This window comes from Streptomyces sp. NPDC088350 (assembly GCF_044753545.1).
Lineage (GTDB): Bacteria > Actinomycetota > Actinomycetes > Streptomycetales > Streptomycetaceae > Streptomyces.
The window spans coordinates 872,349-895,555 of record NZ_JBIVNL010000002.1 but is presented as its reverse complement, the minus strand read 5'-3'; the positions used below and the strand labels follow the sequence as shown (position 1 = coordinate 895,555).

20 protein-coding genes and 2 pseudogenes are annotated in these 23,207 nt (G+C 68.8%); 16 read left to right on the top strand and 6 right to left on the bottom strand.

Translation table 11 applies throughout. The annotated features are described in order from the left end of the window. The first annotated feature begins 315 nt into the window (after positions 1 to 315). The 9 genes from ACIQBL_RS09140 (at position 316) to pssA (ending at position 11,251) form a co-directional block, all read left to right on the top strand. A complete protein-coding gene (locus ACIQBL_RS09140) occupies positions 316 to 2,121 on the top strand; it encodes a 3-hydroxyacyl-CoA dehydrogenase family protein (protein WP_401938575.1) in 1,806 nt (601 codons plus the stop codon). A 136-nt stretch (positions 2,122 to 2,257) separates the two neighbouring features. Next, positions 2,258 to 3,067: a TetR family transcriptional regulator gene (locus ACIQBL_RS09135; RefSeq protein ID WP_401938573.1), complete on the top strand. Its 810-nt coding sequence runs from the start codon at positions 2,258 to 2,260 to the stop codon at positions 3,065 to 3,067. A gap of 433 nt (positions 3,068 to 3,500) precedes the next feature. Beyond that, entirely contained in the window at positions 3,501 to 4,838 is a 1,338-nt protein-coding gene (ccrA, locus tag ACIQBL_RS09130; protein WP_401938957.1) for a crotonyl-CoA carboxylase/reductase, read from the top strand. A 9-nt stretch (positions 4,839 to 4,847) separates the two neighbouring features. Further along, the gene (locus ACIQBL_RS09125; RefSeq protein ID WP_401938570.1) at positions 4,848 to 6,887 is read left to right on the top strand and encodes a protein meaA; all 2,040 of its coding nucleotides are present in this window, start codon (positions 4,848 to 4,850) and stop codon (positions 6,885 to 6,887) included. Continuing rightward, positions 6,884 to 7,855, top strand: coding sequence for an HpcH/HpaI aldolase/citrate lyase family protein (locus ACIQBL_RS09120; protein WP_401938568.1), 972 nt, complete (start codon positions 6,884 to 6,886; stop codon positions 7,853 to 7,855). The genes ACIQBL_RS09125 and ACIQBL_RS09120 overlap by 4 nt, the downstream gene beginning before the upstream one ends. Before the next feature lie 5 nt (positions 7,856 to 7,860). Further along, the gene (locus ACIQBL_RS09115) at positions 7,861 to 8,373 is read left to right on the top strand and encodes a MaoC family dehydratase (RefSeq protein WP_401938565.1); all 513 of its coding nucleotides are present in this window, start codon (positions 7,861 to 7,863) and stop codon (positions 8,371 to 8,373) included. 2 nt (positions 8,374 to 8,375) lie between these two features. Continuing rightward, the gene (locus tag ACIQBL_RS09110; protein ID WP_401938563.1) at positions 8,376 to 9,581 is read left to right on the top strand and encodes an acyl-CoA dehydrogenase family protein; all 1,206 of its coding nucleotides are present in this window, start codon (positions 8,376 to 8,378) and stop codon (positions 9,579 to 9,581) included. A 169-nt stretch (positions 9,582 to 9,750) separates the two neighbouring features. Beyond that, on the top strand, positions 9,751 to 10,407 hold the full coding sequence (locus ACIQBL_RS09105; RefSeq protein WP_019071293.1) for a phosphatidylserine decarboxylase: 657 nt from the start codon (positions 9,751 to 9,753) through the stop codon (positions 10,405 to 10,407). 22 nt (positions 10,408 to 10,429) lie between these two features. Beyond that, entirely contained in the window at positions 10,430 to 11,251 is an 822-nt protein-coding gene (gene pssA / locus ACIQBL_RS09100; protein WP_401938954.1) for a CDP-diacylglycerol--serine O-phosphatidyltransferase, read from the top strand. 94 nt (positions 11,252 to 11,345) lie between these two features. On the opposite strand, the gene ACIQBL_RS09095 is transcribed toward pssA, so the two are convergent. Further along, positions 11,346 to 12,464, bottom strand: a complete 1,119-nt coding sequence (locus tag ACIQBL_RS09095) for a glycerate kinase (RefSeq protein ID WP_401938951.1) — start codon at positions 12,462 to 12,464, stop codon at positions 11,346 to 11,348. 214 nt (positions 12,465 to 12,678) lie between these two features. On the opposite strand from ACIQBL_RS09095, the gene ACIQBL_RS09090 reads away from it, so the two are divergent. After that, entirely contained in the window at positions 12,679 to 13,767 is a 1,089-nt protein-coding gene (locus ACIQBL_RS09090; protein ID WP_401938560.1) for an ADP-ribosylglycohydrolase family protein, read from the top strand. Positions 13,768 to 14,057: 290 nt separating this feature from the next. Here the strand turns inward: ACIQBL_RS09090 and ACIQBL_RS09085 are convergent. Then, positions 14,058 to 14,771: pseudogene (locus ACIQBL_RS09085) on the bottom strand (NAD-dependent epimerase/dehydratase family protein); the annotation flags it as partial. 134 nt (positions 14,772 to 14,905) lie between these two features. On the opposite strand from ACIQBL_RS09085, the gene ACIQBL_RS09080 reads away from it, so the two are divergent. After that, the gene (locus tag ACIQBL_RS09080; RefSeq protein WP_401938557.1) at positions 14,906 to 15,496 is read left to right on the top strand and encodes a TetR/AcrR family transcriptional regulator; all 591 of its coding nucleotides are present in this window, start codon (positions 14,906 to 14,908) and stop codon (positions 15,494 to 15,496) included. A gap of 20 nt (positions 15,497 to 15,516) precedes the next feature. On the opposite strand, the gene ACIQBL_RS09075 is transcribed toward ACIQBL_RS09080, so the two are convergent. After that, the gene (locus ACIQBL_RS09075) at positions 15,517 to 16,392 is read right to left on the bottom strand and encodes an SDR family NAD(P)-dependent oxidoreductase (protein WP_401938556.1); all 876 of its coding nucleotides are present in this window, start codon (positions 16,390 to 16,392) and stop codon (positions 15,517 to 15,519) included. A gap of 108 nt (positions 16,393 to 16,500) precedes the next feature. Here ACIQBL_RS09075 and ACIQBL_RS09070 point away from each other — a divergent pair, with 108 nt between their 5' ends. Both ACIQBL_RS09070 and ACIQBL_RS09065 read left to right on the top strand, forming a co-directional pair. Continuing rightward, on the top strand, positions 16,501 to 17,376 hold the full coding sequence (locus tag ACIQBL_RS09070; protein WP_401938553.1) for a helix-turn-helix transcriptional regulator: 876 nt from the start codon (positions 16,501 to 16,503) through the stop codon (positions 17,374 to 17,376). Further along, a complete protein-coding gene (locus tag ACIQBL_RS09065; RefSeq protein ID WP_401938552.1) occupies positions 17,373 to 17,870 on the top strand; it encodes an NUDIX domain-containing protein in 498 nt (165 codons plus the stop codon). Before ACIQBL_RS09070 ends, ACIQBL_RS09065 begins: the two co-directional genes overlap by 4 nt. Before the next feature lie 22 nt (positions 17,871 to 17,892). Here ACIQBL_RS09065 and ACIQBL_RS09060 read toward each other — a convergent pair whose 3' ends face one another. From ACIQBL_RS09060 to ACIQBL_RS09050, 3 genes and pseudogenes are all read right to left on the bottom strand, one after another. Continuing rightward, positions 17,893 to 18,093 carry a type II toxin-antitoxin system VapB family antitoxin gene (locus tag ACIQBL_RS09060; protein ID WP_401938549.1) on the bottom strand — a complete coding sequence of 67 codons (201 nt, stop codon included), beginning with the start codon at positions 18,091 to 18,093 and terminating at the stop codon, positions 17,893 to 17,895. A 138-nt stretch (positions 18,094 to 18,231) separates the two neighbouring features. Then, positions 18,232 to 19,125, bottom strand: a pseudogene (locus ACIQBL_RS09055) (ATP-binding protein); the annotation flags it as partial. A gap of 1,047 nt (positions 19,126 to 20,172) precedes the next feature. Then, the gene (locus ACIQBL_RS09050) at positions 20,173 to 20,349 is read right to left on the bottom strand and encodes a hypothetical protein (protein WP_401938547.1); all 177 of its coding nucleotides are present in this window, start codon (positions 20,347 to 20,349) and stop codon (positions 20,173 to 20,175) included. A 558-nt stretch (positions 20,350 to 20,907) separates the two neighbouring features. On the opposite strand from ACIQBL_RS09050, the gene ACIQBL_RS09045 reads away from it, so the two are divergent. The 3 genes from ACIQBL_RS09045 to ACIQBL_RS09035 all read left to right on the top strand — a co-directional run bounded on the left by ACIQBL_RS09045 (position 20,908) and on the right by ACIQBL_RS09035 (position 23,050). Further along, on the top strand, positions 20,908 to 21,354 hold the full coding sequence (locus tag ACIQBL_RS09045) for a hypothetical protein (RefSeq protein ID WP_401938544.1): 447 nt from the start codon (positions 20,908 to 20,910) through the stop codon (positions 21,352 to 21,354). Beyond that, positions 21,351 to 22,739 (top strand): hypothetical protein, encoded by a 1,389-nt coding sequence (locus ACIQBL_RS09040; protein WP_401938541.1) that lies wholly within the window; start codon positions 21,351 to 21,353, stop codon positions 22,737 to 22,739. Before ACIQBL_RS09045 ends, ACIQBL_RS09040 begins: the two co-directional genes overlap by 4 nt. Before the next feature lie 62 nt (positions 22,740 to 22,801). After that, a complete protein-coding gene (locus ACIQBL_RS09035) occupies positions 22,802 to 23,050 on the top strand; it encodes a hypothetical protein (RefSeq protein WP_401938540.1) in 249 nt (82 codons plus the stop codon). Positions 23,051 to 23,207: the final 157 nt, after the last annotated feature.

The following is a 23,207-nucleotide window of genomic DNA, read 5'->3' as shown; positions in this document are numbered from 1 at the left end:
CTGGCGCGCTCGTTACCCACCGGTTAAGCTCAGGTGAGCGAGTTACCCACTCGCGTACCTCCTTACGGCGGCCTGGTGACGCAGCCGCCGTTGGGGGCACCTCCCACGCCCTTAAGGCAGTGGGGGAGCAGTCGGTTCGGTACCTCGTGTGCCGCAGTACGACACGGCTTGGGACAGGGCCGGTCGGAACTCTCCTCTCGCCGGGCGTGTGCGCTCGTTGCCCGGCACCACCCGCACTCCTTCTTCGCGCTCCGTGCGCCCCCTCGGCGTACGGAGCGCGCTCCCAGTCGTCACCCTCATTCCAGGAGTCCCGCGATGGCAACTCCCCTGTCCGACGCCCCCCTGTCCCCGTTCAAGACCATTGCCGTCGTCGGTCTCGGCACGATGGGCACCGGTATCACCGAGGTCCTCGCCCGGGCCGGCCGCGAGGTCGTCGGCATCGACGTCAGCGAGGCCGCGACCGCGCACGCCGTCGCCGCCCTGGAGACCGCGACCGCCCACGCCGTGCGGCGCGGCCGGCTGACCGAGCAGGAGCGCACCGACGCCCTGGCCCGCGTCCGCACCTCCACCGACCTGAGCGCGGCGGCCGACGCCGACCTGGTCATCGAGGTGGCCCCGGAGTCGTACGAGATCAAGCACCAGATCTTCCGTGAGCTGGACGGGATCGTGCGCCCCGAGACGATTCTCGCGACCGGCACGAACGCCCTGTCCGTCACGCGGCTCGCCGCCGACTCGGCGCGGCCGGAGCGGGTGCTCGGGCTGCACTTCTTCAACCCGGCGCCCGCGATGAAGCTGGTCGAGGTCGTCTCCTCGGTGCTGACCGCGCCCGCCGCCGTCGCCGCGGTCACCGACCTCGCGATCGAGCTGGGCAAGGAGCCCGTGGCGGTCGGCGACCGGCCCGGGTTCGTCGCGGACGGGCTGCTGTTCGGCTATCTCAACCAGGCCGCCGCGATGTACGAGGCGAAGTACGCCTCCCGCGAGGACATCGACGCCGCGATGCGGCTCGGCTGCGGACTGCCCATGGGCCCGCTCGCGCTCCTCGACCTGATCGGCATCGACACCGCGCGCACGGTCCTGGAGGCGATGTACTCCGAGTCCCACGACCGCCTGCACGCCCCCGCGCCGATCCTCAAGCAGCTCAGCGAGGCGGGCCTGACCGGCCGCAAGACGGGCCGCGGCTTCTACTCCTACGAGGCCGAGGGCAGCGCCACGGTCGTGCGGGACGCGCTGACCCCGCCGGAGGGCGCGCGGCTCGCCCCGGGCCGTACGGTCCGCTCGGTCGGTGTCGCCGGTTCGGGGACCATGGCGTCCGGTATCGCCGAGGTCTTCGCCAAGGCCGGGTACGACGTGGTGCTCGCCGCCCGCAGCGAGGAGAAGGCGCAGTTCGCCAAGTCCCGTATCGGCACGTCTCTTTCGCGTTCTGTCGACCGGGGGCGGATGACGGCGGAGGCCGCCGCGGAGACCCTGGCGCGGATCACCCCGGCGGGCTCGTACGACGCGTTCGCGGACGTCGATCTGGCCGTGGAGGCGGTCGCCGAGGACCTGGAGATCAAGCAGCAGCTGTTCGCGACGCTGGACAAGGTCTGCAAGCCGGGCGCGGTCCTGGCCACCACGACCTCGTCGCTGCCGGTTGTCGCGTGCGCCCGCGCCACCTCGCGTCCGCAGGACGTGATCGGCATGCACTTCTTCAACCCGGCGCCGGCGATGAAGCTGGTCGAGGTCGTCCGTACAGTGTTGACGGATGTTGACGTCCACTCAACAGTTCACGAGGTCTGCGTCAAGATCAAGAAGCATGCCGTTGACTGTGGCGACCGAGCCGGCTTCATCGTCAACGCACTGCTTTTCCCGTACCTCAACAACGCGATCAAGATGGTGCAGGAGCACTATGCATCTCTTGACGACATTGACGCCGCCATGAAGCTGGGCGGCGGCTACCCGATGGGCCCCTTCGAGCTGCTGGACGTCGTCGGGCTCGACGTGTCCCTGGCGATCGAGAAGGTCCTGCACCGCGAGTTCCGCGACCCGGGCCTGGCTCCGGCACCGCTGCTGGAGCACCTGGTGGCCGCGGGCTGCCTCGGCCGCAAGACGGGCCGCGGCTTCCGCGAATATGCCCGCCGCTGACCGTCCCGGCGACCGGTTCGACGTCCACGGGGACTGGGGCGGGCTGCTCGGTCCCGCCGGAGGACCCCTGCCCGCGGTGGGCGGGGGAAACCCCCGACGTGCGCGCCACGCTGCGCACATGCAGTACGTTCGGGTCATGCCCCAGCCCGCCAAGCCCGCCCGTACAGCAGCCACGCCCGACGCACCGGAGAGTGCCGCGGGCAGTCGTGCCGCCGCCCAGCGCCTCAAGATGCGGCGCGAGTTGGCAGCGGCCGCGATGGAGCTGTTCGCGACCAAGGGGTACGAGGCGACCACCGTCGACGAGATCGCGGCCGCGGCCGGGGTCGCGCGCCGGACGTTCTTCCGCCACTTCCGCTCCAAGGAAGAGGCGATCTTCCCGGATCACGACGACACGTTGATCCGCGCCGAGGCGGTACTCAATGCCGCCCCCGCACACGAGCACCCCCTCGACACGGTGTGCCGGGGCATCAAGGAAGTCATGCGCATGTACGCGGCGCGGCCGGAGATCTCGGTCGCCCGCTACAAGCTGACGCGCGAGGTGCCCACCCTGCGCGAGGCCGAGATCGCCTCGGTGGCCCGCTACGAGCGGCTGTTCACGCGCTATCTCCTGGGCCACTTCGACGAGCACGCGCACGACGACGACGCCAACGACGACCCGCTGCTCGCCGAGGTCGCCGCCTCGGCCGTGGTCACCGCCCACAACCACGTGCTGCGGCGCTGGCTGCGGGCCGGCGGCCAGGGCGACGTGGAGGCACAGCTCGACCACGCCTTCGGGATCGTACGGAAGACCTTCGGCAGCGGCATCGGCGCCGGCCGCACCACGACCCCCAAGCCGGCCACCGCGGCGGTGCACCAGCACGGCGAGGTCCTGGTGACGGTCGCCCGCACCGACGCCCCGCTGGACGAGGTCATGCGGACCATCGAGGAGGCACTGCGGGACCGCTGAGCCCCTTCAGCCCCCGCAGCCTCCTGTGATGACGGCCACCCCACGGGGTGGCCGTTTTGGCATGCCAGGGCACCTTTTCACGCATCTTTCAGACCCCGTTCGATCGATCATCGCTCATTTGTTACGTAAAGATTTCACCTGAGAGCGATTCATGGCACTCGGTGCCTTGCGGGGTGACACGCAGTGTCATACGTTGAAGATGTCCGGGCGGCCGGCGTGCAGAGACCTTTCGTACGCCGGCTGTCCCCGCAACCCACCACTGGGCTGCGCGCCCGGACGCCTGCGTCACAGGCACCCTCCCGCGCCACAAAGCGCTGCCGAAGCACCACCCCGCCGAACCGACGGCATCTCCCACCACCCTCAGCAGCAGCACCGACGTAACCCTCAGCGCCCCTCCCTCAGGGCGCTCTTCGCCGGAGGCAACACCGTGACCGTGAAGGACATCCTCGACGCGATCCAGTCGCCGGACTCGACTCCGGCCGACTTCGCCGCACTGCCCCTGCCCGAGTCGTACCGCGCGATCACCGTGCACAAGGACGAGACGGACATGTTCGCGGGCCTCACCACCCGCGACAAGGACCCCCGCAAGTCGATCCACCTGGACGACGTCCCGGTGCCCGAACTCGGCCCGGGCGAGGCCCTGGTGGCCGTGATGGCATCGAGCGTCAACTACAACTCCGTGTGGACCTCGATCTTCGAGCCGCTGTCCACGTTCGGCTTCCTGGAGCGCTACGGCAAGCTCAGCGAGCTGACCAAGCGGCACGACCTGCCGTACCACATCATCGGCTCCGACCTCGCGGGCGTCGTCCTGCGCACCGGCCCCGGCGTCAACGCCTGGAAGCCCGGTGACGAGGTCGTCGCGCACTGCCTGTCCGTCGAGCTGGAGTCGAGCGACGGGCACAACGACACGATGCTCGACCCCGAGCAGCGCATCTGGGGCTTCGAGACCAACTTCGGCGGGCTCGCCGAGATCGCGCTCGTCAAGTCCAACCAGCTGATGCCCAAGCCGGACCACCTGTCATGGGAGGAGGCCGCCGCTCCGGGGCTGGTGAACTCCACCGCCTACCGGCAGCTGGTCTCCCGCAACGGCGCCGGCATGAAGCAGGGCGACAACGTCCTGATCTGGGGCGCGAGCGGCGGACTCGGCTCGTACGCCACGCAGTTCGCGCTCGCGGGCGGCGCCAACCCCATCTGTGTGGTGAGCAGCCCTCAAAAGGCCGACATCTGCCGGGCGATGGGCGCCGACGCGATCATCGACCGCAACGCCGAGGACTACAGGTTCTGGAAGGACGAGCACCACCAGGACCCGCGCGAGTGGAAGCGGTTCGGCAAGCGCATCCGTGAGCTCACCGGCGGCGAGGACGTCGACATCGTCTTCGAGCACCCGGGCCGCGAGACCTTCGGCGCAAGCGTTTACGTCACCCGCAAGGGCGGCACGATCGTCACCTGCGCCTCCACGTCGGGCTTCAACCACGAGTACGACAACCGCTACCTGTGGATGTCCCTGAAGCGGATCATCGGCTCGCACTTCGCCAACTACCGCGAGGCCTGGGAGGCCAACCGGCTGGTCGCGAAGGGCAAGATCCACCCGACGCTCTCCAAGGTGTACTCCCTGGAGGAGACCGGTCAGGCCGCCTACGACGTCCACCGCAACCTCCACCAGGGCAAGGTCGGCGTCCTGTGCCTCGCCCCCGAGGAGGGCCTCGGTGTGCGCGACGAGGAGAAGCGCGCCCAGCACATCGACGCGATCAACCGCTTCCGGAACATCTGAGGTCCGCTGATGACTGAGCGTCAGAAGGACCGGCCGTGGCTCATGCGCACGTATGCCGGTCACTCCACGGCAGAGGCGTCCAACGAGCTGTACCGGCGCAACCTCGCCAAGGGCCAGACCGGTCTGTCGGTCGCGTTCGACCTGCCGACGCAGACCGGCTACGACTCCGACCACATCCTCGCCCGCGGCGAGGTCGGCCGGGTCGGCGTGCCGATCGCGCACCTGGGTGACATGCGCCGCCTGTTCCAGGACATCCCCCTGGACCAGATGAACACCTCGATGACGATCAACGCCACCGCCATGTGGCTGCTGGCGCTCTATCAGGTCGTCGCCGAGGAGCAGGGCGTCGACATCACCCAGCTCCAGGGGACGACCCAGAACGACATCGTCAAGGAGTACCTGTCGCGGGGCACGCACGTGTTCCCGCCGGTGCCCTCGCTCCGGCTGACGACGGACATGATCTGCTACACGGTCAACCACATCCCCAAGTGGAACCCGATCAACATCTGCAGCTACCACCTCCAGGAGGCGGGCGCCACACCGGTCCAGGAGATCGCGTACGCGATGTCCACCGCGATCGCCGTCCTGGACGCGGTGTTCGCCTCCGGGCAGATCCCCGAGGACCGCAGGGGCGATGTCGTCGCCCGCATCTCCTTCTTCGTGAACGCGGGCGTCCGCTTCATCGAGGAGATGTGCAAGATGCGCGCCTTCGGCCGCATCTGGGACGAGATCACCCGCGAGCGCTACGGCATCGAGAACCCGAAGCAGCGCCGGTTCCGCTACGGCGTCCAGGTCAACTCCCTGGGCCTGACGGAGGCGCAGCCGGAGAACAACGTCCAGCGGATCGTCCTGGAGATGCTGGCCGTGACGCTGTCGAAGGACGCACGCGCGCGTGCCGTGCAACTCCCGGCGTGGAACGAGGCGTTGGGACTCCCCCGGCCCTGGGACCAGCAGTGGTCGCTGCGCATCCAGCAGGTTCTCGCGCACGAGAGCGACCTGCTGGAGTACGCGGACATCTTCGAGGGCTCGCACGTCATCGAGGCGAAGGTGGCCTCCCTGGTCGAGGAGTCCCTCGCCGAGATCGACCGCATCGAGGAGATGGGCGGCGCGATGGCCGCCGTCGAGTCCGGCTATCTCAAGTCGCAGCTCGTGTCCTCGCACGCGGAGCGGCGGGGCCGTATTGAGTCCGGTCAAGAGAAGATCGTCGGCGTCAACATCTTCAACACGACCGAGCCCAACCCACTCACCGCCGACCTGGACACCGCGATCCAAACGGTCGACCCGGCCGTCGAGGCCCGCGTCATCGAGTCGTTGCAGCACTGGCGGGACACCCGCTACCAGCCGCCGTTCAACCACCCGCGCCCGTGCAAGGCGCTGGAGCGGCTGAAGGAGGCCGCCAAGGGCACCGACAACCTCATGGAGGCCACCCTGGAGTGCGCCCGCGCCGGTGTCACGACCGGCGAGTGGGCCGGGGCCCTGCGGGAGGTGTTCGGCGAGTTCCGGGCGCCCACGGGCGTCTCGTCGGCGCCGGTGGCGGTGCCCGCGGAAGAGGGCTCGGCGATGGCCGGGGTGCGCCGCAAGGTGGATCTCACGGCGCGTGAGATGGGCGTGGGCAAGCTGCGGTTCCTGGTCGGCAAGCCGGGTCTGGACGGGCACTCCAACGGCGCCGAGCAGATCGCCGTACGCGCGCGTGACGCCGGCTTCGAGGTGGTGTACCAGGGCATCCGGCTCACCCCGGAGCAGATCGTGGACGCGGCTCTCGCGGAGGACGTGCACGCGGTCGGCCTGTCCATCCTGTCCGGCTCGCACGCCCAGCTGGTGCCGGACGTGCTCGATCGGCTCCGTGTGGCCGGTGCCACAGACATACCTGTCATCGCCGGTGGGATCATCCCCAATGGGGACGCCGAACAGCTCCGGGAAGCCGGAGTGGCCGCGGTCTTCACCCCGAAGGACTTCGACATCACGGGAATCATCGGCCGCATCGTCGACGAGATCCGGAAAGCGAACAAGCTCGACCCCCTGCTCGACCCCTTGGAGGTCCCCGCATGACCACGCCCGCCCCCGTCAACCGGCTTCGCCCGCGGCGCTCCTGTCTCGCGGTCCCCGGGAGCAACCCGCGCTTCCTGGAGAAGGCGCAGGGCCTCCCCGCCGACCAGGTCTTCCTCGACCTGGAGGACGCGTGCGCCCCGCTCGCCAAGCCCGAGGCGCGGCACACCATCGTCAAGTTCCTCAACGAGGGCGACTGGACGGGCAAGACGCGGGTCGTGCGCGTCAACGACTGGACGACCGAGTGGACGTACCGCGATGTCGTCACGGTCGTCGAGGGGGCGGGCCAGAACCTCGACTGCATCATGCTGCCGAAGGTGCAGGACGCCCAGCAGGTCGTAGCCCTGGATCTCCTGCTCACGCAGATCGAGAAGACGATGGGCTTCGAGCTCGGCAAGATCGGTATTGAGGCGCAGATCGAGAATGCACAGGGCCTCAACAACGTCAATGCGATCGCGTCTGCCAGTCAACGTGTCGAGACGATCATCTTCGGACCGGCCGACTTCATGGCGTCGATCAACATGAAGTCGCTGGTCGTGGGCGAGCAGCCGCCCGGCTACCCGGCGGACGCCTACCACTACATCCTGATGAAGATCCTGATGGCCGCCCGCGCCAACAACCTCCAGGCGATCGACGGTCCCTACCTCCAGATCCGCAACATCGACGGCTACCGCGCGGTCGCCCAGCGGGCCGCCGCGCTCGGTTTCGACGGCAAATGGGTGCTGCACCCCGGCCAGGTCGAGGCGTCCAACGAGATCTTCTCGCCGTCCCAGGAGGACTTCGACCACGCCGAGTTGATCCTGGACGCGTACGACTACTACACCTCCGAGGCGGGCGGCAAGAAGGGCTCGGCGATGCTCGGCGACGAGATGATCGACGAGGCCAGCCGCAAGATGGCGCTCGTCATCTCGGGCAAGGGCCGGGCCGCCGGCATGGAGCGCACCAGCAAGTTCGAAGCCCCGGAGGCCTGAGCACCATGCAGTTCGGCCGCACCTACGAAGAGTTCACAGTCGGCGACGTCTATCGGCACTGGCCCGGGAAGACCGTCACGGAGTACGACGACCACCTCTTCTGTCTCCTCACCATGAACCACCACCCGCTCCACATGGACGCCAACTACGCCGAGAACACGACGGACTTCGGCAAGAACGTGGTGGTCGGCAACTACGTCTACTCGCTGCTGCTGGGCATGTCCGTGCCGGACGTGTCGGGCAAGGCGATCGCCAACCTGGAGATCGAGTCGCTGAAGCACGTGGCGCCGACCTTCCACGGCGACACGATCTACGGTGAGACGACGGTCCTCGACAAGACACCGTCGAGGTCGAAGAGCGACCGCGGGATCGTCTACGTCGAGACCAAGGGCTACAAGCAGGACGGCACGCTGGTCTGTGTGTTCCGCCGCAAGGTGATGGTGCCGACCGAGACGTACATCAAGGAGCGCGGCGGCGAGCAGCCCGGCCGCCCCCAGCTGAAGCAGACGGAGAAGTAGCCATGGCGCGACTCGCCCAGACCGCCGGTCTCACCGACATCCAGCGGGAAATCCTCTCCACCGTCCGCGACTTCGTGGACAAGGAGATCCTCCCGGTCGCCACCGAGCTGGAGCACCGCGACGAGTATCCGCAGCAAATCGTCGACGGGCTCAAGGAGTTGGGCCTGTTCGGCCTGATGATCCCGGAGGAGTACGGCGGCCTGGGCGAGTCCCTCCTGACGTACGCCCTGTGTGTGGAGGAGATCGCGCGCGGGTGGATGTCCGTGTCCGGCATCATCAACACCCACTTCATCGTGGCGTACATGCTCAAGCAGCACGGCACGCAGGAGCAGAAGGACCACTTCCTGCCGCGCATGGCGGCCGGCGACATCCGGGGCGCGTTCTCGATGTCGGAGCCGGCACTGGGTTCCGACGTCTCGGCGATCACGTCGAAGGCGGTCAGGGACGGCGACGAGTACGTCCTCACCGGCCAGAAGATGTGGCTGACGAACGGCGGCACGTCGTCACTCGTGGCCGTCCTCGTGCGGAGTGACGAAGGACACCCGGAGGGCACCGCGCCCCACAAGTCGATGACGACCTTCCTGGTCGAGAAGGAGCCCGGTTTCGGTGAGGTCCGGCCCGGTCTCACCATCCCGGGGAAGATCGACAAGATGGGCTACAAGGGCGTCGACACCACCGAGTTGATCATGGACGGTCTGCGCATTCCGGCAGACCGCGTGCTCGGCGGCGAGACCGGCCGAGGTTTTTACCAAATGATGGACGGGGTCGAGGTGGGCCGCGTGAATGTGGCGGCGCGTGGCTGCGGCGTCGCTCAGCGTGCCTTCGAGCTGGGCGTCTCGTACGCGCAGCAGCGTCACACGTTCGGGAAGCCCATCGCCCAGCACCAGGCGATCCAGTTCAAGCTCGCGGAGATGGCTACCAAGGTCGAGGCCGCCCATGCGATGATGGTCAACGCGGCACGCAAAAAGGACTCCGGGGAACGAAACGACCTTGAGGCAGGGATGGCGAAGTATCTCGCCTCCGAGTACTGCAAGGAGGTCGTCGAGGACGCCTTCCGGATCCACGGCGGGTACGGATTCTCCAAGGAGTACGAGATCGAACGCCTTTACCGCGAGGCGCCGATGCTGTTGATCGGCGAAGGTACCGCCGAAATCCAGAAAATGATCATCGGACGAAGGTTGCTCGAAGAGTATCGATTCCAGGGCTGATTGTCCGTTTCGGGGTGTTTTCATCGAGAAGAAGATCACACCCCGTCAACGCTCTTCAGCCGCCGACTCGGCTTCCTGGCTTGCCCAGTTGTGGCCCGCGACCGGTACGATCCCGGGAAAGCCGCCGTCCCCCGTTACAGCGCGGCATCATCCGCTACGAAGGTCATCCATGCCCCACAGCCAAACCTCTGCACCACGCGACAGCCTGGCAGGCGTACGCCTCGCGCGCGGAGCATCGCCGTGGCTCCTGCCGACCGTCGCCACCGCAGCCCTCAGCCTGGTACGTGCGCGCAAGTCCGGCGCCGCCAAGGCCGTGGCCGTACCCGCCACCGCGCTCGCGGCGGGCATGCTGTGGTTCTTCCGCGACCCCGAGCGCGAGATCACCCCGGGCCGGGTCATCTCGCCCGCCGACGGTGTGGTGCAGAGCATCATGCCGTGGAAGGACGGTCGCACCCGCGTCGCCATCTTCATGAGCCCGCTGAACGTCCACGTCAACCGCGCGCCGCTCTCCGGCACGGTGACATCGGTCGAGCACATCCCGGGCGGTTTCGTTCCCGCGTTCAACAAGGAGAGCGAGAACAACGAGCGGGTCGTCTGGCACTTCGACACCGAGCTCGGTGACATCGAGATGATCCAGATCGCCGGCGCCGTCGCCCGCCGCATCGTCCCCTACGTCCCGCAGGGCACGAAGGTCGAGCAGGGCGAGCGCATCGGACTGATCCGCTTCGGTTCGCGTGTCGACATCTACCTCCCCGAGGGTGTCGAGGTGGACGTGGAGGTCGGTCAGAAGACGGTGGCTGGGGTGACTCGCATTGACCGTGATTGATCCGGAGACACAGGCGGGCTGGGTGCCCGAGGCCGACGAGGTGGACGACGAGGAGGAGATGCCCCTTTCTCTCCGCCTCTCAATAGCGGACACCCTCACCCTCGGCAACGCCACCTGCGGCTTCATGGCGGTGTACTTCACCACCACCGGCATCCTGATCCCGCACCTGACGGGCAACGACGAGTCGACCGGCATGGCCCGCCACAGCGCGGCCACCGCGGTCATCCTGATGCTGTGCGCGGCGGTCTTCGACCTCTTCGACGGCCTCGTCGCCCGCAAGCTGCGCTCCTCCCCCATGGGCGCGGAGCTGGACAACCTGTCGGACCTGATCAGCTTCGGCCTCGCCCCGGCGTACTTCGTCCTCGTCTACGGCATGGTCGCGGACGACGCGCACCAGAGAGTGGCCGCGGTCGGTGCGATCGTGGTGCTGCTGGCCGTGGTGCTGAGACTCGCGCGCTTCTCGTGCGTGACCCCGCCGAACGGCATGTTCCAGGGCATGCCCTCCCCGTTCGGTGCGCTGACGGTGGTGTCGATCGTGCTCCTGGAGCTGCCCTTCGCGGCGACGCTCATGGCGATCCTCGGCACCGCCTGGCTGATGGTGAGCCGGGTCGAGTACCCGAAGCCGCGGGGCCGCCTCGCGGTGGCGATGCTGGCGTGGATCGTCCTGTCGATGGGCCTGCTGGCGGCCTGGGCGTTCGACGCCCCGAGCGGCCAGCTGCTCCTCCAGACGGGCTGCGCGCTCCAGCTGGTGATGGGCGCGGTGATCCCGCTGTTCGCGACGGCTCGACGGGTGAACAACTTCCGCGGCAACCGGCGTGAGGCGCGGGCGGCACAGCTTCCGTAGCGGTCGCAGAACGCGCGTCGTACGACGACACGAAGGGCTCCGAGTCATTTGGCTCGGAGCCCTTCGGCGTTCCTTGAGAGACTCGGGATCGGACTCAGACCAGGAAGTCCCGCGCGATGTTCTCCGCGACCCGCTCCAGGATCGGTCCCGCGTCCGCGATGCACTTCACGACGTCCGGTTCGACGGCGGTGAGCGGGTAGGCGCGGCGGATGCCGGCGTGGCCGAGGGCCTGTGGGGGCAGGGCGAGGCGGCCACAGACGGCGACGACCTCCTTGCCCTCCGCGCGGGCCGCCGCGGCGACGCCTGCCGGGGCCTTGCCGTGCAGGGTCTGTTCGTCGAGGGAGCCCTCGCCGGTGATGACGAGGGTGGCGCCCTCCAGGGCGGCGGCGAAGCCGAGGACGTCGAGCATGACCTCGATGCCGGGGCGGAAGCGGGCGCCGAGGAGGAGGGCGCCGTAGCCGATGCCGCCGGCAGCGCCTGCGCCGGGTGCGGAGGCGTACTCGGCGGCCTTGGGGCCGATCGCCTCCTCCAGGACCTTCGCGTAGTGCCCGAGGGCCGCGTCGAGGGCGTCCACGTCGTCCGGTGTGGCGCCCTTCTGGGGGCCGTAGACCGCGGGGGCGCCCTTGGGGCCGGTGAGCGGGTTGTCGACGTCGCTGGCGAGGACGAGGGCGACGGAGGCGAGTCGTGGGTCGAGGCCGGAGAGGTCGGCCGAGGCGAGGTCGGTCAGGCCGCCGCCGCCCGGGGGCACCGGTTCGCCCTCCGCGTCCAGGAAGCGGGCGCCGAGCGCCGAGAGCATGCCCGCGCCGCCGTCGGTCGTGGCGCTGCCGCCGACGCCGAACACGATCGTCCGGGCGCCCGCGTCCAGCGCGGCCCGCAGCAGTTCGCCGGAGCCGTACGTCGAGGAGGTGAGCGGGGCGAAGACGCCCTTGGGCAGGCGTTGCAGCCCGCTCGCCTCGGCCATCTCCACGACCGCCGCGTCGCCGCGTACCGCGAAGGCCGCGGTGACCTCGTGACCGAGGGGCCCGGCGACCCGTATCTCCCGTCGCTCGAACCCGGCCGCGACGGCCGCGTCCACCGTGCCGTCGCCGCCGTCGGCGACCGGCATCGCCGCGACCTCCAGATCGGGTACGACCCGACGCAGCCCGGCCGTCACCCGCTCGGCGACCTGCACGGCCGTCAGCGACCCCTTGAACTTGTCCGCGGCGATGAGCACCCTGTGGGTGCCCCTCCGTGCAGCGTCCGCCACCTTGCGTTCCCCTTGCTCTACGGGCCCCGCACACTTCAGGGCCAGTCGCGCCGCTGCGACCTTAACCGGCGGACGCCCGCGCCGTCATGCTCCGACCGAACCCTGGGACCGGCCTACGAGTGCCCTGTGCGGACCGGTCGAACCCCGCGCGGTCACTCCCTGAATCGGGTAGACCGGTCCTATGACCCCTGTGGGCAGTGAGCCAGAGCTCCCGGACCGCATCCTCGGGGGCTGGCTGGGCCGGATCGCGGGCAACATGCTCGGCAAGCCGGTCGAGCAGGGCGACCTGTGGACGCGCGACCGCATCGACCGCTATCTCCGGCGGGCCGGCGCCCTGCCGCTGACCGACTACCTGCCCGAGCCGGCCGACGAGAACGAGGGCGTCGCACTGCGCCCCGAGTGGCAGCGGTGCGTGCGCGGCCGTATCCACGGCAGCTGCCGTGACGACGACGTCGACTACGCCGTCCTCGGCCTCGACCTCCTGGAGACCCACGGCTTCGGCTTCAGCACCGAGCAGGTCGGCGAACTGTGGCTGCGAAGACTGCCGTACCTGCAGACCTTCACCGCCGAGCGGGCCGCCTACCGCAACCTCGCCAACGGCCTCAAGCCACCGCTGACGGCGACGCACGACAACCCGTACCAGGAGTGGATCGGCGCCCTGATCCGCGCCGACATCTACGGCTGGACCAGCCCGGACGCGCCCCGCCGTGCGGCCCAATTGGCCCGCAGGGACGCGGTGTTGTCCCACACCGGGAACGGTGTCTACGGCGCCATGTGGGCCGCCGCGCTGATCTCGGCGGCGTTCACCGCGCCGACCGTGCGGCACGCGCTGGACACGGCGCTGACCGTGATCCCGCCGGGCTGCCGCCTCGCGCGCACCGTGCGCCGGGTGCTCACGCTGCACGAGACCCGGATGACCTGGGAGGACACGCTCACCACCGTGTCGGAGGAGACGGCGGGGCTCGGCTGGATCCACACGGTCCCGAACGCGGCCGTCCTCACCGCCGGACTCCTGTACGGCGACGGGGACTTCACCCGCACCCTCACCCTGACCGTGCGCGGCGGCCTCGACACAGACTCGAACGGCGCGACCGCCGGTTCGGTCGCCGGGGTCCTGACGGGCGCGGACGCGATCCCGGCCCAGTGGAAGGACCCGCTGGAAAACACCGTGCGCAGTGCGGTGTTCGGGTTCGACGGGGTGCGGATCAGTGAACTGGCCGAACGCACCGTGCAGTTGGCGGAGGCCTCCGATGCCTGGACCGCCCCCTGAGCGATGAGGCTCCGGGCGCAGTCGAGGACGGTTTCCCGCGCCGGGCGCGGTTCCCAGCCGAGGGCGCGGCGCGCCTTCTCCGTGCTGTGGCGGTTGCGGCGGCCGAGCGCGGGGGTGATCTCGCGCAGCGACGGGTCCCGGAAGCGGGCCGCGAGCCGGACCGCGAAGTCCGGGAGGCGACGCGTGGAGACGGTACGGCCGTGCTCGCCGAGGCCGTCGCGCAGGGTGCGCGCGATGTCCTCCATCCACACGAACTCCCCGGTGGCCAGGAAGCGTTGGCCCGCCGCGTCCGGTGACGTCATCGCCCGGATGTGGACGTCGACCAGGTCCCGGACGTCCACGACCTCGAGGCCGATGCGCGGGACGCCCGGCATCCTCCCGCTCACCATGCGCGCGATGATGCCGACGGAGCCGAGGTTCGCGGTGGTGAGGACCGGTCCGAAGACGGCGCCGGGTAGCACGGTGGTCAGCTCGGTCGTCCCGTCGTAGCCGTCCATGAAGTCCCAGGCGGCACGCTCCGCGAGGGTCTTCGAGCGGCGGTACGGGATCAGGGTCGGGTCGTCCGGATCGGTCCACAGCGACTCGTCGGTGACCCCTTCCGAGGCGTACGCCGAGGGACTCGCCGCGTTCGCCGCCGAGGTCATCACCACGCGTCGTACGCCCGCCTCCGTGGCCGCGCGCAGGACGCGCAGGGCGCCGTCGCGGGCCGCGGCGATCAGGGCGTCGGGGTCGTCGGAGGCGGCGCCGAGCGGGGAGGTGACGTGCAGGGCGAGGTCGACGCCCTTGAGGGCGGCCTCCCAGCCCTCGTCGGCGGTGAGGTCGGCGACGGCGAAGCTGAGCCGCCCGGCGGGGTCGACGACGGTCGCGACGGCGTCGGTGACCTCGCGCTCCTTGCCCGGGGCGCGGACGGTCGTACGGACGTCGTAGCCGCGGCGCAGCAGTTCGGCGACGCACCAGCCGGCGATGTAACCGCTGCCTCCGGTGACCAGGACGAGTTCGGGCATGGCGGTGCTCCCTGCGGTGTGGGGTGGGGATGTGCCAGAATGGAAGGAGAAACGGAGGCCCCTCCGGTACACCCTTCAACGTACCGGAGGGCCCTCCACTTAGCAATCCGACACCCTACGGACGGCCCGCACCCGTGAACCCGAAACCGACCCGCCGCGACGCGCTCGACAACCGGGAACGCATCCTGGCCGCCGCCCGCGCGGCGATCGCCGCGTCGAGCGGTGCGTCGAGCGGTGCGTCGACTGGCCTGTCCAACGGCGTGTCCCTCACCGCGATCGCCAAGCAGGCGGGCGTCGGCATCGGGACGCTCTACCGGCACTTCCCCACTCGGGAGGCGCTGATCCTGGAGCTGTACCGCCACGACATCCAGCACCTGATCGACCGCGCGCCCGTACTGCTGGCCGACCATCCGCCGCTCGTGGCGCTACGGCGCTGGTTCGACGAGGTCGCCCACTACGGGCGGCTCAAGTACGGCGTCGCCGAGGTCATCCACGCGGCGACCGACGGCGGCGCCGACGACGAGCACTTCGCGCCCTTCGTGGCCGCCATCGACGTACTCCTGAAGGCCGGGGCCACCGGCGGTTCACTCAAGTCGGGGATCGATCCGGAGGACGTGCTGCTGCAGCTGAGCGTGCTGTGGCGGCTCGATCCGGCACGCGGCGGGGAGGCGCGGGCCGGGCGGATCCTCGACCTCATCGTGGACGGGCTGCGGGCGACTCCGTGAGGGCCGTGTCGTCGACGAGGTCAGGACACCTCGGTAAGGGCCACGGCGTCGAATGCCTCCGCCGTCACGCCGAACGCTCGTAGCACCAGCCGGTCCCGCAGCCCGTCCGGCAGGAACCGCAGCAGTGCGAGCGCGCGGCCGTCCTTGCCGGTGGTGGTGAGGGTCGCGGGGCGGCGGGCGGTCAGCGCGCGGACGACGGCATCGACGGCCGGGGCGACCGGGCCCAGCGGCTGGCGGGCGGCTGCTGTGCGTACGGCGTCCAGGGCGCGGGCGTAGTACCGCTGGGTCTCCGGCGAACCGGCCCAGCCCATCTCCGCGCTCGCCTTGTCCGCCGTGGCGAAGATGGGGGTGTCCATGGCGCCGGGTTCGACGAGGGTGACCTTGACGCCCTGGTGGCGGAGTTCCACGCGCAGGGCGTGGGTGAGTGCGGCCAGGGCGGCCTTGGAGGCGGCGATCGAGCCGAAGAAGGGCGGCGGGACGCGGGCCGAGACCGCCCCGATGTTCACGATCCGGCCGCCGGACGCCCGTAGCGCGGGCAGGAAGGCGCGGATCACGGTCGCCTGACCGATCACGTTGATCTCGAACTGGCGGCGCCAGGCCTCGACGGGTGTCAGCTCGATCGGGCCCTGGCCCATGATCGCGGCACTGTTCACGAGCCCGTCCAGACGCGGGCCGACCTGCTCGGCCGCGGCGGCGACCGACTCCTCGTCGGTCAGTTCGAGGCGGACGGGGGTGAAGCCGGCGTCCCGCAGCGCTTCCGCGTCCGCGGGTTTGCGGTGGGCGGCGTACACGGTCCAGCCGTCGGCGTGCAGGCGGCGGGCGACGGCGGAACCCACGCCGCCGGTGGCGCCGGTGACGAGGACGGTGCGGGGTGAGGACGGGGACAGCTCAGCCACAAGGGCCGCCTTTCACAAGGGAGTTCGGAACACCTGAGACCTCGGGGTCCGGTGTCCCTCCCACCCTGCGCCGGGCCGCGGCCCGGTTGAAGAGTGCAGAATTTACTGGTGCCGCCGACACCACCACCAGAAGCCAAGGAACCCTCCCCAGCCAAGGACCATGGCCGCCATGCCCTCGCCGCCTTCCTGCGGTCCCGCCGTGAGCGCGCCGACCCGGCGGAGACGGGGCTGCCACCGGGTGGCCGCCGTCGCACACCGGGTCTGCGCCGCGAGGAGGTCTCGCTGCTGTCCGGGGTGAGCCTCACCTGGTACACCTGGCTGGAACAGGGCCGCGACATCAACGTCTCCCCGCAGATCCTGCTCGCCCTGGCCCGCGCGCTGCAGTTGGACGACGTCGAACGCGCGCACCTGTTCCGGCTGGCGGGCCGGGAGGCACCCGAACCGGCCGAGCGATCGCTCCAAGTACCGGACGCGACAAGGGCGTTCCTGGACACACTGATGCCGAACCCCGCCTTCGTCATCGACCGCTGCTTCGACGTCCTGGCCTGGAACCGCGCCCAGGAGGCCATCCTCGGTCCGGCCCTCCTCGACCGGCCGCGCCGCGAACTCAACAGCGCCTGGCTGCTGTTCAGGGAGCCCGGCATCCGTGCGCTGATGCCGGAGTGGGAGGCGGAGACGGAGTGGATGGCGGGCCTGCTGCGTCAACAGGCGGCGTACGAACTGGACAACCCGCGCTTCACCGAGCTGATCGACGAACTCACCTCCACCAGCCCGCACTTCGCCCGCCGGTGGGAGGCGCACGAGGTGGTGGAGTTCCGGTCCTCCCTGCGCCGCTACCACCACCCCCTCGCGGGTGACATCGAGGTGTCGTTCGTACGGCTCGCGGTGCAGGAAGCGCCCTGGCTGAGCCTGATCTGTCACTTCCCGGAGCCGGGCAGCGAGTCGGAGAGGCGGCTGCGCGGGCTGGTTACCCTTCCTGAATGACCACCACGCAAGACTTCGCCACGTACCTCGCGGGCCTCCCCCGCATCCTCGCCGGGGCCGCCGCCCTCTTCCGCGACACCGAGGGCCGTGTCCTGCTCGTCGAGCCCAACTACCGTGAGGGCTGGGCCCTTCCGGGCGGCACGATCGAGTCGGACGACGGCGAGACACCACGCCAGGGCGCACGCCGCGAGACCCTGGAGGAGATCGGCCTCGACATCGAACTCGGCCCCCTGCTCGCCGTCGACTGGGTCTACCACGGCCCGACCTACCCGCCGCTGGTGGCCTACCTCTACGACGGCGGCCTCCTCACCCCGGACGACCTCAAGTCGATCCAGCTCCAGGAGGAGGAGCTGCTGTCGTGGCGCCTCGTACCGCGCGAGGAACTCACGGAGTACCTGCCGGGTTCGCTGGGGCTTCGGGTGCTGGTCGCGCTCGATGTGCTGGAGGAGGGGGCGGGGACGGCGGAGTTGGAGAACGGGAAGCGGGTCGGCTGAGACCCTTACGGCCCGGGCGGGTTCAGCCCTCGACCTCCCGGGGTTTCACCTCCACCTCGCGCAGCGCGTCGTCGCGTGCCTCGGCCCTTGCCTCCGTGCGGTGGCCGCGCTGGATGTAGTCGCGGACGACGAGTTCGACGGCGTCCCGCGGGTTGCCCACGCCCGCGAGGACCATGACTTCCACGACGAGCGCTGCGTCGAGCGAGACGGTCACCTTGGCCATGCGTGGGACGCCAGCACCCACCGGCGCACGCCCGATATCCGCTCGCCGCCCCCAGCCCACCCCACCTACGCTCGACCGCATGAGCAAGCCTCTTGCCGTCCTTCTCACTGGGGCCAGCATCTCCACCGGCTACGGCACCCCGCCGGCCACGGCCCAAACCGGCAACGTCACCAAGGCAGTCGTGCCGACCTGGTCATCGGAGGGACGTAGATAAACGAGGATGCCGTGCCGACCGGACAGCCTGCCGACTATGTACAGGCCCATGCGCTGGGGAATCTCGACGCCCACGGTCGGCGGGCCAGACAGCTTGTCGTTGATGTCCGCGAAGTCCTCGGCGGTGAGACCGATGCCCTTGTCGTGGATCTCGAACCTGACCAGACCGTCGGGGAGACACGTGGCGATCACGCGGACCATGGTCTGCGCGGAGGAGAACCTCGTCGCGTTCTCCAGCAACTCGGCCAGCAAATGCACGAGGTCGGTGGCCACACGACCGTCGACTTCGGCCTCGGAGAGGCCGTACAGCTGGATGCGCTCATGCTCCTCGACCTCGGAGCAGGCGGCACGCAGCACATCGCTCACCGCGACCGGTCGGCCAGTGCGGTGCCCAGGCTCCACGCGCGTCAAAGTCAGCAGGTTCTCAGTGTTGCGCCGCAGACGAATCGCGAGGTTGCCCAGCCGGTTGAGGTTCTCCAACTGGTGCGCGTCGGTTTCGCCCCTCTCCAGGTGAGTGATCAATGTCAACTGGTGAGCGATCAGCGACTTGGTTCGGTGCGAGAGGTTGGTGACGATTGCCTTGCTGTTGCTGCGCAGCAGTACCTGCTCGGCGGCCAGTCGGACAGCCTCACGGTGTACTTGGTCGAAGGCACGGGCGACCTCTCCGATCTCGTCGGTGGTGGTGATGGGGATCGGAACGACCCTGGTGTCGACCTGGCTGAAGTCAGTGTGCGAAAGCTGGTCGATCAGCGTCGGCATACGCTGCTCAGCTATGTCGACTGCCCTGTCCCGCAAGAGGCGCAGGGCGGCAGACCTCCCCACTACCGAGGGCCGGATCCTCGTCACTTTGACAGTGGCCTCCTCGATGATCTCTCTCGCCTTCGCTTGTGCTTCTTCGAGTCGCGCGGCGGCGTCCCGAGCTGCTGCGAGACGTATCCGTTCAGCTTCCCTCTGAACACGCTCAAGATCGGCGAGCCGCTGATCGGCAACACCGGCGGCCTTCACAAGACGCAGCCGTTCCTGCTCTGCCTGCCGCCGCAGTTCCTCACGCTCCGCCAGGTCCTGCGCCACCGCGAGTTCCGCCTCCAGCTCCGCACAGCGACTCTGCGCGGCATCGCGTTCGCGTACTGCTTCGTCGAGAGCCGTCTCCAGCGCCTCGATGGTCTCGCGTAGCTGTTCGCGCTCGTCCACAAGGTCGTCTTCCTGACGTCCGTGCAGAACCAGCTCGGCTCCGAGACCGTGGCGCTCACGGGTACCGGTTGCCTGCACCTGCCGAATCCACTCCTCACGTTGCTGCAACTGACTTCTCTGGGACAAGAGTTCGCCCCGAAGCTCGTGGATCTGCAGCTCGGCCTGCTCCTTCTGCAGGACCACCTCCTCCAGGCGATCGCTGGCCATCTGCTCGCGATACCTGGCAGGCTGGATGGCGAGCAGCGCCTCACGATGGAGCTGGTAGATGTGTCCAAGCACCTCTGACGTGACGTCTTGGCCATGGGCCTCGCAGGCGAACTCCATCAAGGAGTCAAGAAAGTGTTTCTCCGAGATCCGTTCTCCAGATAAGTAGCGACAGACCGTAGATGGTCCGAAGTGCGCGCGAGCAGCGAACGTGCGCAGTGACATCCCAGTGGCCTTGAACAGCCCCCGTAGGGCGAGTGCCAGATCGCGTACCTCCGGCGCGAGGTTGCCTGACAACTCTTTGAAACCCTTGAGGTCGTCCGCGTCCCCGAAGGGAACGCCTTCGCTGCAGGGCCCGTGCTTTCCCATCTCTCTCCTGTCCAGATCGCCATTGGTTCGCCGTACCGAGGGAGGGGCGGCCAGTGATGACCCGAGAGGGCCGTTGTCGGCGGCCGACCGACTGCACAGGGGTCAGTCAACGAGCGTATTGAAGAAGGGAACTGCGAAGCCAAGCGCTGCCATACCGGACAGCACCGCTCCCGCAGGGCTTGCTCCGGTGAAAGCGGTCAGAATTCCTGTTCCCGTGCCGCAGAGAATGCCCAGCAGGAAGATGAGAGCCGATCTCGTGGTCAGCAACGTGCGGTTCACAACAGATCTCCTTGCCTCAGTCGGCATATGGCCACAGACGTCGTCCTTGCCTCGAAGTGCGAGAGGCAACCTGCAGCCGATAGTGGCTGTCCCAGAACGGGAACAACTGGTGTTTCCGCTGGTCGGGAACACGCTTGTTGTCATGCTGCGGTGTTCCCGACCGAGAACGAGTCGACGCGTGGGACCCACTGGACAGTCAGCCGGGACCGGACTCCTGGCCCCGTACCGCACGCTCGATGCGAAGCACATCCCACGACCCTGCCGCAGCGGCGGCATCGAGCTGAAGGCCAGGCGGCCGAACGCGCACTGCGTCAACGGGGCCGTGCCGCTGCGTCCGACAGCCGACGGGTTGCCCACAACCTTCGACTGCCGGTTCAAGCAGGAAGGTCGAAGGTCTGGCCCCATGACCACCCCGGACAGAGAGGTTCGCGGGCTCCAGCCGGCAAGCATTCGCGTCAGTCCTCAACTCGGTAAAGAGGTAACGAGGTTTCGGCAAAGCCCCTCTCAATGGCATGATCGACTGGTTGTTCGAGACAACGAGCTGGAGGGGGAACGGAGTTGTCTTTCGACGAGGAGTGGGCCCAGCTGAAAGCCGATGCCCTGGCGCGCCGGGCGACGGGCATGCAGATCGACCAACTGCCTGCGGATGGGGGCGGCTTCGTGGCTCCGGCCGCAGGATCCCTGGTGGCCAAGACCGACTCCATCAACGGCAACGCGAACCTGCTGATCGAGATAGCAGGCCTCCTCCAGGAGGGCCGGCCGGATGCCGAACTCACCACCATGGCCCGTGAGCCCAGGGCTCACGAGGACGTGGCCACGCAGGTGGCCCGGTTCGCAGAGTTCACGGATGACCAGTACCGGGACGCGGTCGCTCTCTTCGCAGCACTCTCCACTCGCCTGCGCACAGCGGGCAGCGACTTCGTGAAGACCGACGACGGCACGGCGCAGCACTTCCTCGACGACGTCCTGCGCTACGGTCAGTACGTCGCCCCGGAGGCACGATGAACGGCGGTATCAGTCACCGCAGGGACGTCGACTATCTGGAAGGCTGCAACCCTCCCCTCGTCGAGCGAAACGCGGCCGAGTTCAAGCGCCTGCACGACATGCTCGTGGCGGTCGATCCGTCCGCAGAGCGGGCCGAGAAGCACACGCAGTGGAAGAGCGAAGGCAGCCAGCACTACGAAGCCCGGCTCACTGAGGCACGCAAACTACTCACGCAGCTCGCCGAGGGCTACAACAAGGCTGCCTGCGCCCTGACCGACTACGCCTTCGCGCTGCAGGTCGCCAAGGCGCACTACTCCCATGGCAGGGCGAACGAGCAGAACCTCGCGAACCTGATCCACACCAAAGGTACGGCGATCACCCGCGAAGCCCAGGAGGCGGAGCCGATGCGTCAGTGGGAGGACATGCGGGCCACCACCGGCGTCATGGACTTCTTCGCCGAACTCACCATGGATGTCGACGACATCCGCGACGACGCGAACCGACTGCACGATGCCGCAGGTGGCGATTTCCATCTGGCGAAGACCACGGAGCAGGAGGCACGTGAGCTTTGCGTCCACCAGCTCAAGCAGGCGTACGACCTGCTGCCGGACTTCCGCATGGGCTTCATCCAACGGGTCGACATCGTCTCGGCCATCACGAACCTGCGCCGCGAGGCGGCCGAAGCGCGTGCAAACTCGCTGACGCATCTGCCCGGCAGCAGCCCCAAACAGGACTACTCCCCCATCGCCGGGAGCGACATCGTCTCCCCGACTCTGCGCGACATCCGCCTCCAGATCGCCAACCTTCCTGGAGCAAAGGACAGTTACTGGAACCCACCCGCCAATGCCCAGGAACGCACCGACTGGATCGCGGCGAACAAGGACATCATCAACGCGGCGGCACGGAACTCGGGGCTCCCACCGGACATGGTCGCCGGTATCGCCTGGCAGGAGATCGGCGGACAGCCCGGCGTCCTGGACGACATCACCGACACCATCCGCGAACAGGCCGACTCGCCGCTCAGCCCGATCGCCCCCGAGAGCCTCCCCTGGCGCCTCGGAGGCGATCCCGACAACACGTCCATGGGGCCCATCGCCATCCAGGTGCGACGCGGCGCCGAGGTCCTCGGCTACGACCCCGACCACCTCACCGACCAGCAGCGCAGCATGGTGGAGGAGTCCCTCCAAGACCCTGCTCAGAACATCTTCGTCGCCTCGGAGTACCTGGCCCAGCTCAAGGCCGAGAGCGAGTTCGCCGACGTGCCGGCCGAGGAGATGACCCCGGCCCAGTACCAGGAGCTCGCCGCGCGCTACAACGGGGGCCCGTACTGGCAGACCGACGATGCCCAAGCCTACGGGCGTGGCTTCACGAACAACCTGGCCGACGCAAGGAACGCACTGCGCTGATGACTCAACCCGCTCTTCCGAACGACGACCGCGGCTGCCTCCGCCTGGTCCTCGCGGTACCAATGACCCTGCTCACCCTTGTCGCCGCGTACTTCTGCTGGACGGCGCTGACCATCCGCCCGTTGGGCTCTTGGGACAACGACGCGTACGCCGGCATCGTTCTGTCCTGCGTTCTCACCATCGGGGCAGCCGGTGCGGCGGCGATGTTGTGGCTGCTGCCGCCTGTACGCCGCGTCCTCCGGTGGTGGTGGGTGAGCCCGGCCGTGTTGTTGGGTGTGATCGCAGTGATCCGGTGGGTGACGGGCGCCTAAGCCCCGAGTATTCCGAATGCTCCTTTGTGCTACATCCATCGATGCCTTGCGAACCGAACGTTCCGTCAGCTTCTTCGCCGTACGCCCGCCCGGCAGTGAGCGCACCTGGTGCCGACGGACGTCGGTCTGAGATCAGCGAGGCATAGCGGGATACGGC